General features: G+C 42.0%; 13 protein-coding genes and 2 riboswitches. Of the genes, 3 read left to right on the top strand and 10 right to left on the bottom strand.

Annotated features, from left to right (window positions below):
- Positions 1 to 12: 12 nt before the first annotated feature.
- Genes IQ19_RS04665 through IQ19_RS04650 form a run of 4 tightly spaced genes read right to left on the bottom strand, consistent with a single transcriptional unit; the run spans position 13 to position 5111 of the window.
- The gene (locus IQ19_RS04665) at positions 13 to 1704 is read right to left on the bottom strand and encodes an ABC transporter permease (protein WP_144540374.1); all 1692 of its coding nucleotides are present in this window, start codon (positions 1702 to 1704) and stop codon (positions 13 to 15) included.
- The gene (locus IQ19_RS04660) at positions 1701 to 2807 is read right to left on the bottom strand and encodes an ABC transporter ATP-binding protein (protein ID WP_144540372.1); all 1107 of its coding nucleotides are present in this window, start codon (positions 2805 to 2807) and stop codon (positions 1701 to 1703) included. Before IQ19_RS04660 ends, IQ19_RS04665 begins: the two co-directional genes overlap by 4 nt.
- A gap of 14 nt (positions 2808 to 2821) precedes the next feature.
- Positions 2822 to 3919, bottom strand: coding sequence for an extracellular solute-binding protein (locus IQ19_RS04655; RefSeq protein ID WP_144540370.1), 1098 nt, complete (start codon positions 3917 to 3919; stop codon positions 2822 to 2824).
- Positions 3920 to 3935: 16 nt separating this feature from the next.
- Entirely contained in the window at positions 3936 to 5111 is a 1176-nt protein-coding gene (locus IQ19_RS04650) for an ROK family transcriptional regulator (RefSeq protein ID WP_242020900.1), read from the bottom strand.
- A gap of 350 nt (positions 5112 to 5461) precedes the next feature.
- Here IQ19_RS04650 and IQ19_RS04645 point away from each other — a divergent pair, with 350 nt between their 5' ends.
- Positions 5462 to 7966 (top strand): NEW3 domain-containing protein, encoded by a 2505-nt coding sequence (locus IQ19_RS04645; RefSeq protein ID WP_144540368.1) that lies wholly within the window; start codon positions 5462 to 5464, stop codon positions 7964 to 7966.
- Between the two features lie 149 nt (positions 7967 to 8115).
- Here IQ19_RS04645 and IQ19_RS04640 read toward each other — a convergent pair whose 3' ends face one another.
- Positions 8116 to 10128: a penicillin-binding transpeptidase domain-containing protein gene (locus tag IQ19_RS04640; RefSeq protein ID WP_144540366.1), complete on the bottom strand. Its 2013-nt coding sequence runs from the start codon at positions 10126 to 10128 to the stop codon at positions 8116 to 8118.
- 232 nt (positions 10129 to 10360) lie between these two features.
- On the opposite strand from IQ19_RS04640, the gene IQ19_RS04635 reads away from it, so the two are divergent.
- On the top strand, positions 10361 to 10621 hold the full coding sequence (locus IQ19_RS04635; RefSeq protein WP_144540364.1) for a CGCGG family putative rSAM-modified RiPP protein: 261 nt from the start codon (positions 10361 to 10363) through the stop codon (positions 10619 to 10621).
- A complete protein-coding gene (locus IQ19_RS04630) occupies positions 10606 to 10884 on the top strand; it encodes a hypothetical protein (protein ID WP_144540362.1) in 279 nt (92 codons plus the stop codon). Before IQ19_RS04635 ends, IQ19_RS04630 begins: the two co-directional genes overlap by 16 nt.
- A 25-nt stretch (positions 10885 to 10909) precedes the next feature.
- Here the strand turns inward: IQ19_RS04630 and IQ19_RS04625 are convergent, their stop codons facing one another.
- From IQ19_RS04625 to IQ19_RS04610, 5 genes are all read right to left on the bottom strand, one after another.
- Positions 10910 to 11341: a VanZ family protein gene (locus IQ19_RS04625; protein ID WP_158638739.1), complete on the bottom strand. Its 432-nt coding sequence runs from the start codon at positions 11339 to 11341 to the stop codon at positions 10910 to 10912.
- 346 nt (positions 11342 to 11687) lie between these two features.
- Positions 11688 to 11773: riboswitch (cyclic di-GMP riboswitch) on the bottom strand.
- Between the two features lie 624 nt (positions 11774 to 12397).
- Positions 12398 to 12483, bottom strand: a riboswitch (cyclic di-GMP riboswitch).
- Positions 12484 to 12648: 165 nt separating this feature from the next.
- The gene (locus IQ19_RS04620; RefSeq protein ID WP_158638738.1) at positions 12649 to 13566 is read right to left on the bottom strand and encodes a DMT family transporter; all 918 of its coding nucleotides are present in this window, start codon (positions 13564 to 13566) and stop codon (positions 12649 to 12651) included.
- A gap of 67 nt (positions 13567 to 13633) precedes the next feature.
- Positions 13634 to 13801, bottom strand: coding sequence for a hypothetical protein (locus IQ19_RS27680; protein WP_158638737.1), 168 nt, complete (start codon positions 13799 to 13801; stop codon positions 13634 to 13636).
- Positions 13802 to 13894: 93 nt separating this feature from the next.
- Complete coding sequence (locus IQ19_RS04615) at positions 13895 to 15424, bottom strand: sodium:solute symporter family protein (RefSeq protein ID WP_144540356.1); 1530 nt, start codon at positions 15422 to 15424, stop codon at positions 13895 to 13897.
- A gap of 170 nt (positions 15425 to 15594) precedes the next feature.
- On the bottom strand, positions 15595 to 16176 hold the full coding sequence (locus IQ19_RS04610) for a hypothetical protein (RefSeq protein ID WP_144540354.1): 582 nt from the start codon (positions 16174 to 16176) through the stop codon (positions 15595 to 15597).
- Between the last annotated feature and the right edge of the window lie 304 nt (positions 16177 to 16480).

Raw genomic sequence — 16480 nt, 5'->3', positions numbered from 1 at the left:
TCAACTCCGTTTTTATGACAATGATTTTTCCGCCTTCACTCCGAAAAACTTATTTGATATGAAAAGCACTAATGCAATTAAAGAAATTTGTATCATTCCGTAAGCCGCAGCCTGCCCCATATTAAACATGCGAAGCTGATTCATAATCTCGATTGAAATCGGGCGATTGGATATGGTATACAGCAATACGGAGGTCGGAAATTCACCGACAGACTCAACAAATGCAAGCAAAGTCCCTGATAAAACCCCCGGCAAAATAAGAGGGAGAATGACTTTTCTAAATGTATAAAACCACTTTGCACCCAAACTCCTTGATGCTTCTTCTATGGAATCATCTAATTGCTCCAGTACGGCATTGGTCGATCTAACAACCAAAGGAATATGCCGGATAAAATAAGCAAGAGGCAAAATCCAGAATGTACCGACAAGGATATTCCCAAATGAAAAAATGGTTGGCTCGTTAAAAGCAAAAATTAAGTTCATCCCAATGACTGTGGCAGGCAATGCCCAAGGAATCATGACCAATATATCCACGAAGCTTTTGCCGACAAATTTCCGTTTGACCAGAACATAGGAAGCCAATACCCCAAAAATCAGGTTTCCTGCTGTAGCAATAAATGACAGAATCAAACTGTTCTTTAATGGCTTGAAAATATTCGGATCCTGGTACAATAAACGATAGTTTTCAAAGTTAAACACAGATGGATAGGTTTGCCATGTCCATGTGCCATCAGGTACGAGGGACAGGAGGAGAATCGTAAAATGCGGCAGCAGCAAAATGATGACACCTACAACGCCTGTAAAGACTAAAATCCACTTCAAAAGAGGATGATTCACTTCACTGCGATGAGCACCAATTCCCTTTGATGCCATCCGATAATCCTTTCGATTTTGATACCAGCGCATAAATAGCAAAAAGCTAATCGATACGATGGATAAAATAACGGATTGTGTTGCAGCAACTTCCATATCTCCGTTAATTTTAGAAAAATAAATCTGCAAACTTAATACCCTGTAGCCCCCTGCAAGTAAGAACGGCGCACTGAAAGATGCCATCGATATCATAAAAACAAGCAAAGAGGCAGCCACTATAGCCGGTGTTAATAAAGGAAAAGTTATTTTCCAAAAAACTTTAAAACGGTTTGCTCCAAGATTATAGGCGGCTTCCTCCAAGGAAGGATCAATTTTATTAATAGCTGATGAAACAGTCATATAAAAATAAACATACATCGTGTAGGCATGGACAATCAAAATGCCAGATACACCGCCAATTTTAAATGGGACTTCATCCAGCCCAAATAAATCTTTAATGGCATTCGGAATCAAACCTGTCTCACCATATAAAAACATAAAGGCCATAACCCCTACCAATGACGGAAGGACAATAGGCATAATGGCAGCTGATGCGAAAAACCCCCTGCCCGGAAAATCATACCTGTTGAAGATGAATGCCAGCGGAATACCAATAAATGCACTTACAAGGACACTCAAAATCGAGATATAAACAGAGTTCCACAAGGCTTCCAAATTTGTTTTGGATTCCTGTGTAAAGAAATCACTATAATTGCCAAAAGTCATGCTGCCGTCTTTTTGCAAGCTTTCCATAAAAGTCCGCAAAGATGGGTATAACACATAGGCTATCAATACTAAAAGGACTGGAATGAGAAGAAGCAGTGTGAATCTTGTATCCCGATTTTTAATCATGATCCATCACCATTAACAACTGGGATGATCCGCATCTGCTCATCAGGAAGTTCCACCCATACCTCCGATCCCGCTTCCAGGTTTCTTGATAAACCGCTATTAAGTGCGTTTACCTGCAGCTGCAGGCCGCCAGTACGGACGAGGATATTGATAAGCGAACCAAAGAATTGTACTTCCTCAATCGTTCCTTTGAAAATATTTTTCCCTTCCGTCTCTTTGTCCAATATATTGATAGATTCCGGCCGGATCGATAAAGCTAAATCACCTTTATTTTCCTCCTTATAATTAAATGGAGCATTTCTTACAGCAAGCTCACTCGAACTCTCACCGTTCTGCACAATTACATAAATATATTCCCGCTCAATCTTCTCGATTTTTACAGGAAGTAAATTAATCTCCCCAATAAACCCGGCTACAAAATCATTGGCAGGCTCATTATAAATTTCTGATGGTGTCCCCACCTGGTGGCAGACCCCAAAATTGAACACCGCAATCCGGTCGCTCATAGAAAGAGCCTCCGACTGATCATGGGTAACATAGATAGTGGTGATTTTATAATCCTTTTGCAATCTTAGTATTTCGCTTCTCATTTCATCGCGAAGCTTTGCATCCAAATTACTAAGAGGTTCATCCAAAAGCAAAATTTCCGGCTCTATCACTAAAGCCCTCGCTAATGCGACACGCTGCTGCTGACCTCCGCTTAACTGGCTCACCTGACGATCGGCATACTGCTCAAGCCTGACTTTTTGCAATACATCCTCAACCCGCATTTTGAGCTCCTTAGAGCCAAGCTTTCTAACCCTTAATCCAAAAGCGACATTTTCAAAGACCGTCATGTGAGGAAAAAGGGCATAGTTTTGAAAAACCATGCCCGTATTTCTCTTTTCAGGAGGTACACGCGTCATATCCTTTTTGCCGAAACGGACAACACCTTTAGTAGGATAATAGAAACCAGCAATCATCCGCAGAGTGGTAGTCTTACCGCATCCACTTGGTCCAAGGAAGGTAAAGAATTCCCCATCCTTTATATCAAGGTTTAAATGATCAACTGCCATAACCTTTCCAAAGGCTTTTTGGACATTATCAATGTTTATAGACGCCATACCTATTACACTTCCTATTCTTTAATTTCTTTCTCTCCGCTCTTAATGTTTTCATCCCAATACTTCATCCAGCTGTCACTATACTCCTGGAATACTTTCCAATCGATATCCATGCTCTTGATTTCTGTATTGGTAATCCACTCAGGAAGCCCTTCAATGTCATCCCTTGTTGGAATGCGGTAGAATTCCTCAGCAAGGATTTTGGCTGCTTCCGGAGTGTTGACAAACTCATAGAATGCTTCTGCCGCTTTTGGATGCGGAGCTTCATTTACAATCGCAATTCCTTCTGTTAAGACAGGTGTACCGCTTTCCGGAATGATAAATTCAAAAGGATAGTTTTTGTTTTCTTTTAGCATAACGACGTCTGGCATCGCCCAAACAGAAAGTTTTCCTTCCCCTTTGGCCACCTTGTTGTACATCATTTCAGGATTCGCTGCGTACTCTTTTGTGTTTGCATCCAATTTTTCGAGCCACTCGTATCCGGCAGCTGTATCATTGGAATCCTTGAAATCACGATAAATCATCGCAGAAAAAATCGTTCTCATCGTACCGGAAGCAAGCGGGTAGCGGATGATGATTTCATCCTCCCACTTAGGGTCAAGAAGCTCATCCCAGTCTTTAGGCGCCTCTTCTTTAGACAATTCTTTGCTGTTATACATAATGACTTCTGGTGTTTGGCTTGTGCCGGACCAGTTCCAATCCGGATCATGGAATCCTTCCGCCAGGCTTCCGGAGTAGGAAGGCTCATATGGTTTTAACAGCCCTTCATCTTTTGCCTGATCAAAGTTCACAGATGGAGCTCCCCACCAAACATCTGCCTGTGGATTATTTTTCTCGGAGCGAATCCGGTCCAGAATCTCCTGTGATCCCATATCAAGCCACTCAACATCAATCTGATATTTTTCCTCGAATTGCTGTTCAAACTTTGATAAAATATCTTTTCCATGCGGAGAATACACAACAACCTTTTCTTCCAGTTTATTCTCTTTCTCAGCCGGCTCCTTTGAATCGGAACTGGAGCTGGAACCTTGTTCAGAACTGCATGCAGAAAGCAGTAATGCAGCTGATATGGATAAAGTTGTTAAAATCGACGCCCTTTTCTTATTTTTCATTTAAAAATCCCCCTCATTATGAAAATTTAATAATACTTTCATGTTCCCGCAAAAAGAGTGAAACAGCACCAAGGACTCCTGCATTTTCACCTAATCGTGAAGTCTTCAATTCTACTGAACTGGGAAGATAATGATTCACGATAACTTGTAATTTGGGCAGAATGTAATCAGATGATTTTAAAACACCACCTCCTAAAATAACGACCTCGGGATTTAGTAAGCTTGCAGCATTAATAATTCCATATGCAAGGTGCTCAATGGACTCCTCAATTACCGAAATGGCCAGCTTGTCACCTTTTTTTGCTAGTGTAAAGGCCATTTCCCCAGGCAGTTCTGATTGCTGTGCCTGCAAGTATGCTGGATGATCAGGCTCTTGTTTTATTAATTCTGTCAGTTTTTTTCCGATAGATTTCCCTCCGGCTACACTTTCCAGATAACCATAACGGTGAAAGATCGGCTTGAAGTCTTTTTTCATATCCGTTTTATCCGTCACCATATAGCCCATCTCACCGGCAGCATTTGAATATCCACGGTAAAGCTGATTGTTGATAATGATCCCGCTTCCGATTCCCGTTCCGACTGCTATAAACAGAACATTCCGTTTATTTTTGGCGTTTCCCATCCATTGTTCGCCTAATGCAGCAACATTTACGTCGTTATCTACATGAACTGGAAAAGAGAAGCATTTTTGGGCTTCTTTTAAAAAAGGGTATCTTACCCAATTCAAAGTCGGCGCTTCAGCTACTACCCCGCTGGATGTTTGCGTGATACCCGGTACACCTGCTCCCATTCCAAGCACCTGCTTCAAAGGAATCTGGCATTCATCCAGCATGGCATGCACCTCTTTGGAGATTTGCTTTAGAAGTCCTGATTCCAAAAATTGATTGGTTGAAAAACTGCTTGAATTTACAATATTTCCTCCCAGATCACTAATAACAGTCTTTACTTTCGTGCCGCCGATGTCCGTTCCGATCACATAAGCCGCTTTATCGTTGAAATAGAGTTGTATAGGTCTCCTGCCGCCTTGTGAGGACGACTCTCCTATCCCCTTTTCATAAACCCACTTTTCTCCAATCAATTCATCCACTAATAAAGAAACAGTTGGTTTGCTTATAGAAATCTTCGCAGCAATCTCAGCCCTTGAAGTCGGTGAATTCTCCTGAATCCATTGAAGTACCCTTTTCTTATTCATTGATTTCATCTGCATAGGTGTCCCATTTAAATTCATCTCATCACGGCCTTAATTGATTTGGTTAGTAAATATTACTAATTAACTCCAATATAACTTACCTGGTATATGTTTACAACCTATTATTTTTAATTTTATGATAATTCAGCATTTTATTATGTCTATGGGAGTTCAATTAAAATAAATAATTTTCTGAATGTTGCAATACTTACAGATTTACCCTATTATGATATTTGTTAGGGGAGGGTTTATCTGCAGTTAGTTAGGCAGATTAACTAACCTACTTTATACCCAGGAAGAAAGGAGTGTAAAAGGGCTAGGAATTTATTAAAAATTGAAAGGGGTAACACACTTTGAAAAGAATCTTTATTTATTTTCTGTCACTAGCGCTAATCCTGTCTTTGCTGCCTGTAAGCGGAAGTGCCCAGTCAGATGAGCATGATGCAGATCTATGGAGCGCAGTAAAGCCACTTGAGACAACTGTCAGTTTTTTGAACACTGGGGCACACCCTGATGATGAGCGAAGTGATTTTCTTGCCTACCTATCAAGAGGCCTCGGTGTAAAAACTTCAAGCCTAATTGCCAACCGCGGTGAAGGCGGCCAGAATGAAATCGGGCTGGAGCTTGGCAATGGCCTTGGAATTATCCGCTCCAGAGAAATGATTGAAGCAGCAAAAATCACAGGTGTAAAAGCCTATCATCTAAGTGAAACGACCTCAGATTCCATCTATGACTTCGGATTTTCGAAAACGAAGGACGAGACTCTTAATCACTGGGGAAAGGATCTTACTTATGAAAGACTAATCCGTTTTATTCGTACTTACCAGCCTGATATTGTTATGCCTTCCTTCAGAGACTCAGATACCCAGCATGGACACCACCGTACAATGACCATCCTAAGTGAAGAAGCTTTCAAAGATGCAGCAGATCCTAACGTTTTTCCTGAACAATTAAAAGAAGGATTATCAGTTTGGCAGATTAAAAAGCACTATTTGCCAGCGGAATCAAAAGATACAGCTGATACTTCCATAGAGATCGGAATGTATGACCCTGTTTACGGTAAATCCTATCCGCAAATAGGTGAGCAATCACGCTATATGCATAAAAGCCAGGGGATGGGAAATGACATCCCTGTTGCCCCAAGACAGACTCACCTGGAACTAGTTAATAGCGCTGTTGAGACAAATGGCAGCAATGAGCTTTTTGCCGGTATCCCTTATGATTTTGAAGAGTGGGCCCAAGCTTTTCCAACGAAAGAGAAAGATTTGCAAGTACAGTTTACTAAATTCCAAAAGAACCTGGATTCTATTATCTCCAGCTATCCTAGTCATAGCAAAGTATTTAGCGAAACTCAAAAGGCCTTAAAAGAAGCAGACCATTTAGTAAAGAAAACAGAAGAGTCCGCGCTGAATGCACAACTGAAATCTGATTTGCTTCATAAGCTTGAAGTTAAAAAGGAACAACTGCTAAATGCGAGCTTCGTCTCCTCCGAGCTCAACATCAAAGCGGCTGCTGAATCCACGATCCTTACAAAAGGACAGAAAACAAACGTTACAGTGACGTTAAAGAATAACGGAGATCAAGAGTTGAAGAAAGCTGATGCTGAACTGTTAACTCCAGAGGGCTGGGAAGTTTCCAGCAATGGAAAAGCTGCTGACCTTGCACCTGGTGAAACATTAGAAATCAAATATGACGTAGGTGTTCCATCAGACGCAGAGTATTACCATGCATATGCCGAGCCTGCCATACAGGTTAATGTCAGCTATGAGTCTGCCGGAGCAAAGACTGTTAAAGTATCTGAACTTGAAGGCACCATTGCAGTTCTGCCAGACGTCGGACTCACTCTTTCTCCTGAGGATTTAGTTATTAATACTTCTAAGGTTCAGGAAGAAGTTCCAGTAACTGTGAAGGTGAAAAACTACCGCAATGGAGCAGCACAGTCTTCTGTATCCTTGAATGTTCCTGAAGGCTGGTCCGTAAGCCCGGAAACAGCCACGGTTAACTTTGACTCCTCTTTGGAGGAAAAAGAAGTAACTTTTACATTGAATCCGCCAGCCGATATTCAGGACGGGGACTTTAAAGTATCTGCCCAGGCTGTTGTGGATGGAAAAACCTTTGATTCTACTATTCAGGAAATCCAGTATGACCATATCGGCACTTTCTATTATCTGTATCCTGCCCAAGTAAATGGAGTAGCCTTTGAATTGCTTGCACCAGATAGCTTAAAGGTTGGCTATATTGAGAGCGGCTTTGATATGGTAGCAGATTATCTTTCAAATGCAGGGCTTGATGTTACAAAGCTTACCGAGTCAGACTTAGCTTCAGGAGATTTAAGCCAGTATGATACAATCGTGGTCGGTATTCGCGCCTACTTATCAAGGGAAGACCTTACTGCGAATAATAACCGTCTGAAACAATATGTTGAAAATGGCGGACATGTGGTGGTTCAGTATCATAAGCCGAACGATGGCTGGGATAAGGACACAACGGCACCGTATCCGTTAACGATTGGCAGCCCATCGATCAGCTGGAGAGTAACGGATGAAAATGCAGCAGTAACCGTATTGCAGCCTGAATCACCGCTGTACAACTATCCTAATAAAATTACGGATACTGACTGGGATAACTGGGTTCAGGAAAGAGGATTATATTATCCAATGCAATGGGATGACCGTTTTGAAACCTTTGTGCGCATGGGAGATCCAAACGAGGAACCATTCGACGGCGGCATCCTTATGGCCAACTACGGCGAAGGAACCTACCTCTACACCAACCTGGTATTCTACCGCCAAATCCAAGGCCAAGTCCCAGGCGGCTACCGAATCTTTACTAACTTGATCAGCTACGGGTATAACTAAAGCCCTACTCTTTACGCAAAGGAGAGCTATCGCAAATAGGCGATAGCTCTTTTTTGTACCAGGCACCACCCGAATTTTGTCGAAAAAAAATGCCTGGGCTCCTTTTCAGGAATGCAGGCACTTTCTTAATTACATATTCAGGTATTACCTTAGAAACGCCCTTTATGCGCCTCGAAGACATTTTTTACTTTTTCTACAACCACTTTTGAGCCTCCGCTGTTTTCAACACCCTCAATCATCATCGCAATAAGCAGCTTAGGTGATTGTGGGTTGTAGGCAACGAATAGGCCGTTTTCCTGGCCTTTTTCGTCAGCACTTTTCTTGAGCTCTGCCGTACCGGTTTTACCTGCTAGAGGATAGTCATTCATATAGGCAGCACGGCCGGTACCGCCTGGTTCCTGAATGACCTTTACCATCGTGGACGCCACTGTGTTAGCGATCTCCTCGTTCATCACGCCTTCTTTTAGCACCTGGCCCTTTTCCTCACCTTCCAACAATACAGGCTTTATCATGGAGCCTTTATTGATAAAAGGCGTATAAGACATTGCCAGATGAAGAATGCTCATCTCAACTTCCCCCTGGCCATAACCGGAGTCGGCGATCTTAATCTCACTGTCCAGGCTGCCGATTTGGGACTGCTCAAGCGGGAATGCATATGGAATCTCTTCTTCAAATGCAAATTTCTTGAGCCCTGCCGCAAATCGATCTTTCCCAAGCTCGAGAGCCTCCTGGGCAAAATAAATATTATCCGAGTACATCATTGCTTTCTCAAAATTAACTGGACCACCCGGATCTTTTACACGTGTAACCTTATATCCTCCCCACGAGCTGCTCTTTTGCCATTGGAGGCCCTTCACATTAATCGTTTCGTCCAGTGATAGCGTACCCTCTGTCAATCCGATGGCTGCAGTTAACGGCTTCATAACAGAACCTGGAGCATAGGTTTGCTTAAAACGGTTCATAAGCGGCATGTCCTTGTTCTCTTCAATTGCCTTCCACTCATCAGCCGTAAAACCTAATGAAGCCTGGTTAGGATCAAAGCTTGGGCTGCTGACCAGCGCCAAGGTTTCACCTGTTACGGGGTCAATCGCCGCAGCGGTTCCCGGCTTTCCTCCCAGTTCTTTGAAAAGAGATTGCTGGAGGTTAACATCTATCGTCAGCTGTATATTTTCGCCATTCTCAACCGGCTTTTCAGCCAGCACTGCCTCTGAACCATCCTTCTTTTTAATACCTATTTTAATTCCATTCGACCCTTTTAGCCGTTCCTCCAGAACCTGCTCCAGTCCTCTTTTCCCAATAATATCAGTACTGGAGTATCCCTTTCCTTCTCGTTCTTTAAGCTCTTCAGCAGTAATTTGTCCAACATAGCCAATCAAGTGGGCAGCCGATTCGCCAAAAGGATAAATCCTTCCTTTTGCATCCTGCTTTAGGACTCCCTTTAAGGCAAAAACTTTATCAAGTGTTTCCCGATCCTCAGGGGAAACCTTTTTAATCGGCACAAAATAACTCGGCTGGACCCAGCTGGCATTCAAGTTTTTATTAATCTGGTCCTCTGAAATCCCAAGTGCCTCGGACAAACCTTTGATGGTCTGCTCCTTCTGGTCCCCCATCTGCTCAGGAACCACACCAATTTCATAAAGGGTTCCGTTTAAAGCAAGCGGGTCTCCGGTGCGGTCCACAATATCACCGCGCTTAGCCGGAATGGTCGAATAGCTGATCTTGTCCTCAGGTCCCAGCTCAGGAAAAATATATGTCGTATCCCAAGCCACAAACCAGCTTTCCTCATCTTCCGTTTCTTCCCTCACAAGCTTCGCATCATGGGTAAAATCAATCTTCCCGGCAGCACTGTCCATACTAGCAGAAAAAGGAAAACTGACGCTCTCTTCCTTCTTATATTCCTTTTCCATATCAGGCTCATATGTAACCTTCAAATTGTCTATCTCCAAATCTTTATAAACCTTTTCATAACGCTCTTTAAAATCCTCTTTGCCGATCGCCAGCTTCGCATCCTCGGAAAGGAATTCATACATCTCTTCGAACTCCTGCTTATTCCAATGATCCACATACTGCGCAAAGCGATCCTGGGGCTTTATCTCCTTATTGCACCCGCTCAAAGCGGCCAAAACCAGGGCAGCTAAAACGACAAACAATATCCTTCTCATAAATCACCCTCCCTTCAATAGTTTACCATTTTATTGAAGAAATTACCTAGTACCAGGTACCACCCGAATTTTGTCGAATAATCCCCTCAAGGATTTAAATCAAACGTTTGATTGATTTTTTATTTATTGGGAGACTGCTTTTTTGGTTGAAAGTGAAGCAGCTCACAGGTTCGAGGTTTTGCAGCCGGTATAATGTAATTAGGAAGTTCGAGCAGCTTTAAGGGGTGATTTCATGGAAACAAATTGGTCCATTTCACTGGAACACGGGGAATACAAGAACAATTTGGAGTTAATCGTAAAGGAAGCAATTGATGCAGTGCAGCAGACGGCGAAAGGATTTTATGTCAACGTTGTAACACCAGCAGACTTTGGCAATCCGGATGATTATTTAACCGAGTCCCTGTTGCTCTTCTTTGGAAACAAAATCGATGCCAAATATATCGACCAATGTGGCTGTGGAGGGTATGTACTAAGAGTATGGAAAAACAAATAAGGGATCTTGCCATTTTCAATACCTATCAAAACCGCCAAGTGATCCTGAATTTTTATAAAGATAGCCTTCTAATTAAAAGGGAGGCTTTTCACTATAGCTCCCTTGAAATAGAAGGTGACTGCCTTTTCTTTTATAAAAATAAAGAACACCGTTATACCCTTTCATTAAAAGAGTACCCAATCAGGGTTATAGGCAGCGACTTTCAGCACTATTATGTTTTCACCAATGATAGGAATCGTGCAGAAATATACTTTACAAACTAAATACCTAGATGGGTAATATCCCCTTCTAGGTATCTATTTTCGTTTCATTATTTATCTTCAAAAATCTCCTGCCTAAGACAATAAGCAAGACCGCAGCAAAGATCCCCAAGCTATCAAATCCCAGATCAAAGAACCTTCCATCCCTCATGAAAAATAACTGCAGAGTCTCGGTTGCCGCTGCATATACCAATGCGTAAAGGAAATTTAAGAAAGGAGAAGGAAGAACCAGATACAATGCTAGAGTTAAAATAAAAAATACTAGCGCATGACCGGCTTTCCTAAGCAGGAAGTCGTTGGATAGGTCTGCAGGAAGAGGCTCTAGCATCTCTTCTACCATTGGCTCCGTGGTCCAATTAAATTGAATACTTTTCATTTCCATCAATGTTTCAATACTGTCCACACAGGTAAAGATAAAAATCACTACTGCCCAGCCAATTAGAAATATTATCCTTAACAATACTCTCACGCCTTATTACCCTTTTAGCAAACCATTTTTGCCAGCCGGCCAGATGCATATGCATGAAAACGAAAAAACTTTTACGTGAATAAGGAATCAATCAATCGTTTGATTAATATCCCAAAACAAAAAGCCTCCCTCACCGGGAAGCCTTTTCAACTTATGTACTTTCCTGGATGCTGGTTTTCACAACTGACTCGCTAACACTGTTACCAACGCACTGATAGCACCTGTAAGAATGGGAAAGGAAATATACAGGGCTCTTTTCTTAAGCTTTTTCCTTTGCGCAATCTCTTCCGGAGTAATCCAAGTGTGATTTGACATCAACTATTCTCCTTTTCTTTTTGATGGCAGCTGGCTGGCTTTATCTTTTTGATAGAAGCCCCTCTAGCTTTGCGTCATTACTTTTCAGTAATTTTGCCCTTAGATATATTATCGGTTTTCCAGGAAAGTCTTGGAGGTCCTAAGGTGAAGTGGGAATTTTAAAAAAAGTCTGAACGCAAGCTATTACAAAATCCTTTTTACCCATGGAAGAAAAGAATAAACTTATAATCTTAAAAAAAATAAAAAAAGACTAATAAAGTCTCAGGATTGTAGGCCTATTAAACCTTCTCTTTTATATCCAGAGATTGGGCAAATGATGACAAATACGAAAGGAAAAAAAAACATAAACAGCAAGCCAAAAGGGTGCATAGTGAAAGAATTATCGAAGCAGTCTATAGCATACTTGTAATTGACAGGATGGATTTTAAACCAAAAGAAACAGAACTATAACATAAAAAAGCAGAGAGCATCATTTGCCCCCTGCAATTTTTCGATAAAATTAGGGTGGTACCTGGTAATGAAAGACTAAGTTTCCATATTTCTTACTGGAATGCTTTTTCTTTATGATACAATGCCTTCTTCAAATATTTATCCTTTAGATCATCCTCTAGACAACCGATGATTAACAATTCATAATGTACTTTCTGAAATAAATGCCAATAAACTTTTAATTTATAAAAAGGATTTAACACACAATCCCTCCCCTATCTACATAAACCGCAGGAGAACGTATTCGAAAGCTGGCTGGCATGGTCTCTAAGACTTTAGCCCCTCTAGTTTTGCGTCATCACCTTTCAGCAACTTTGCCTTTATCGTACGATTCATGTGTCTTTATATCTAATATATACCATTTTTTATATCAATAAGTAAATATTACCTATCAAAATAGGTATTTATTCCTATTTGCGAACAAAGAAAAACCTGCTGACATATATGACCAGCAGATCCACTTCATTCGACAAAAATCGGGTGGTACCTGGTACCTAAGCGCTAACCTTCTCCCTTTTCTTACTAATAAAATAATCATCCACATACCCCGTTCCCAGTACAACCCCAGCCACAATAAACAAAAACCCGATAATTTGCTCCATCAGTATAGTTTCTTTTAAAAATAAAACCGATCCAATCAGGGTGAAGAACGGCATGAGATTGTTAAATATCGTTGTCTGTCCAGGGCCGATATGCTGAATAGCGATATTGTAGAGGAGCTGGCCAATTCCTGTCGCCACGACACCTGACAAAAGGAAGATGATCCATACTCTTATTTCGGTTACAGCCATGCTTGATATCCCCTTGGTGTCGATAAAGAAACTAAACAGGAACATAACGATTGAACCCGCTGTCAGCATGATGGCTGTCATAAATTTGGGATTAACAGATTGAGAGTTTCGTTTGATTAAGATAAAGCTGAAAGCCTGTGTGAGCATCGCCATAAAAATTAAGAAATCTCCCAAGGATATGCCGCCCAGCTGTCCGTTGCCGTTCAGCACAACAAAAAGGACACCTCCAAATCCTATGCAGATTCCGAGTAATCTCATTTTGGTCAGCTGGTCATGCAAAAAGAGAATCCCGAGGATCGAAGTGGTTAATGGGCTGAGTGCAAGGATAATGCCTGCATTGGAAGCCGTTGTCTCCAACAGGCCGATCGCCAAAAACAAATGGTGTCCCGTGACGCCCAAAACTCCTGCCAATACCGTGATAAGCCACTCTTTCCTGGTCATCTTTTGCAGGTTTTTCCGCCACCAGAAAAACAGGATGAGAAGGAGTCCTCCAAGAAAGATTCGGGTGCTTTGCATCAAAATAGGCGGAAAATATTCAATTAATATTTTAATAGCCACTACATTCAATCCCCACATCAGCATGACGAAGACGAGTAAAAGATATGTGCCGATCCGTGACATAGGTTTCTCTCCCTTTTGCCAGAAAAATGCCGAATACGAATTGTATCCGGCCATTCTGGTCTATTTATTACTTAACAATCGTGACGATGCTGTTTTTGCCAATTTGCTCGGTATTGTAATTTTTAAATACGGCAATGTCATGTCCCGGGATAATCCGGTCTATGTTCCCTCCGGCCAATTCAGGCTGTGCAGATCCTTCCTCATTTTCAGAAGAGTCAGCCTCCGGTGAAGGCACTGAACTACACCCTGTTAGTGTCATTAGCATTATGGTTATAGTTAAAATATATTTCAAAATGAACGCCATTCCTTGAAAAAAGCCGCCGTATCTTTATTGGGAAATCGTCTTACTATCAGGTACGATGACTTCTGAACCGTAAATATTGTCAATAAACTCTTGAGACATCGGTTTCGTTAACAGCGTTACCACAACCATGACGGCAGAAGCGACTAAAATCGAGTAGCCTGAAGCCGCAAATGGATTTGTAATGGCTTCAAGGCCTGGAATCCATCCCATATACAGCACTGCATAACTGATCACGCCCACACAAAATGAAGTGATTGCTCCTTCTTTGTTGGCTCGCTTCCAAAGAGCCCCGATCGCAAGCGGACCTGCAAGGCCTGATACCATTCCCCCAACACCGATCCATAAGAACATGGCCAAAGATTGAGGAGGGTTATACGCAAGAATGATTCCCAGTACAAGACAGGCAACAACGGATACCCTGCCAATGATTAAAGAATTTCTTTCTACCTTTTCTTTATCAGGATTATTTTTCGCAATCGTTTTACGGTAAAGGTCATTTGCGAAAATTTGTGAGAAAGAAACGACCAATCCGTCACCTGTAGAAAGGATAGCCGATAAGACAACAACGGCCATCAGCGCTGCAGCAAATGGAGGGAATACCTCAACAAATAATGCCGGGATAACCGCATCTGCGCTCTCCAGTGTACCTGGAATCACCGCAGCCCCCAACAATCCGCCAAGTGCCATCATTGGCAACAGAGCGCCGCCAACAATACAAAAGCTTAAGAAGACCTTCATTTGCTTTCCATTTTTAAGAGCAAAAAACTTGTTGCCGATATGCGGCAGCACACCAAATGGAATATGGGCAATTAAAATGAGGAATACAAGCCATGCACTGCCATAAGTATTATGCCCTTCAATAAACAGTGTGTCCCATCCGCCCTGCGGATTTTTGGCTGTAATCGCATCATTAATGGCAGAAACTCCGCCATCTACTCCAAAACCAGTAAAGAACATAACAGTGATCATAACGGCAATAATTAACATGAGGAAACCTTGAACAGCATCCGTTAAAATATCGGAATGCGATCCGCCAAGCACCAGATAAATGCCAAGTACAATGGCCGTTAGCCAAAGCCCTGCTTGGTAACTTAAGCCCATCATCGTTTGGAACATCAATGCAGCTGCGACCAGCTGGGAAACGATATAGAAAATAAGGAGTAAAGATAGCAAAGCCAGCCCAACACGCAAGAATTCACTGTTAAAACGTTCCCCAACAATCTCCGGAATCGTACGATTGCTGAATTTGTCGCCCATTTGCTTAACCATTTTCGCTGTTAAAAGCATCCCGCCGTAGATGCCAATCGGATAGATCATCGGATACCATAAGCTTGGAAAACCCGAGGTATAGGCAGTACCCGGAATACCCATGAAAGTAGATCCAGATGCTGTAGTGGCACATACGGCAAGTCCAAGGGCAATGGGCCCATAGCTTGAACGTGCTGTAGCGAAATCATCTGCATTTTTTGTTTTCTTCATTCCCGCGTAACCCAGATAAAGCATCAGCCCAATAAAGAACACCATTAAAATCCAAGACCAAGCAATTACTGACATATACAGACCCCCTCTATTAATGATTAGTCGATTTTAAACATATCTGTTTTAAAAATTAAAAAGCCAAGGACTACCCAGGAACCCAAAATATAAATGGCACCGTAATGCAATACAGTCATATTTTCACCTCCCCAGAAAAGGGTTCAAAAATGACAACGCTTCCAAAAGCATCAATTGTGTCTTGCCATACTCTCAAGCCACGAATTCAGTTCTTTCATTTTTTTGGCTTCCGCCGTCACTCCGGTTAATGCTTCTGTTACCATCAGCGTTTTTTTGCCTGTCGAATTCTCATAAAAAACATGGTAAGGCAGATAAATCATTTCCTTCCGGCTTAATTGGTAAATCGGCGGCTTTAATGGCCTCATAAACTTAAAAACATAATTTTCAAGTGCCAGCTTGCATTCATCATTGGCTGACTCTTCCGTTACCCTGAACGGCAGGCATCTCTGAGGCTCAGCCTCAACCGTTTCACATTCAGGCCAAATATCGGTTTGGGCAGCTACATTAGTCAAACCATTTACACCAATCCGAATAAGGGCTTTACCGTCCCTGAAAACAAATCTGGGGACGGTCACCTTCCATTCATAGAACATATATGGATAATAAAAAGTAAACACCGGATCAGCCCGCTGACTGGCAGAGGGGCCAATTAGTTTCCTTTTTCTCGGTTTGTTTATGATCTGTTCTAGAGTCAGTTCACTCTTCGAAGCCTGAATGACAACAGAAGGCTCATTTTTAATAGCATGAGTCATCTTCTAGCCTCCTTCGCAAAAATTCTTCAACTGATTTTTATCTTCAACTAATTTTATAAAGTAAGCTCTGTTAAATTTGGCCAATAGATTTATGTTCAAGAAGCTTCCTTTCCGTGGGCGGTCAGGGAGCCTCCTCGGTGCATGACGCGCCTGTGGGGCCTTCCTTTGACTCGCTTCTCCAGCTGGACATAGACGGACTCAGCTGGAAAACAGGAAAAAGAGAACAAATACGCTCTATTCGTACCCGAACTCAGTTGAAAAACAGGAGAAAGGGAACGATTACGCTCTATTCGTACCCGAACTC

It is taken from the genome of Cytobacillus oceanisediminis, assembly GCF_007830235.1.
Taxonomy (GTDB): Bacteria; Bacillota; Bacilli; order Bacillales; family Cytobacillaceae; genus Cytobacillus; species Cytobacillus oceanisediminis.
Note: the sequence above shows the minus strand (reverse complement) of the source record. Positions and strands in the feature narration are given on the sequence as shown.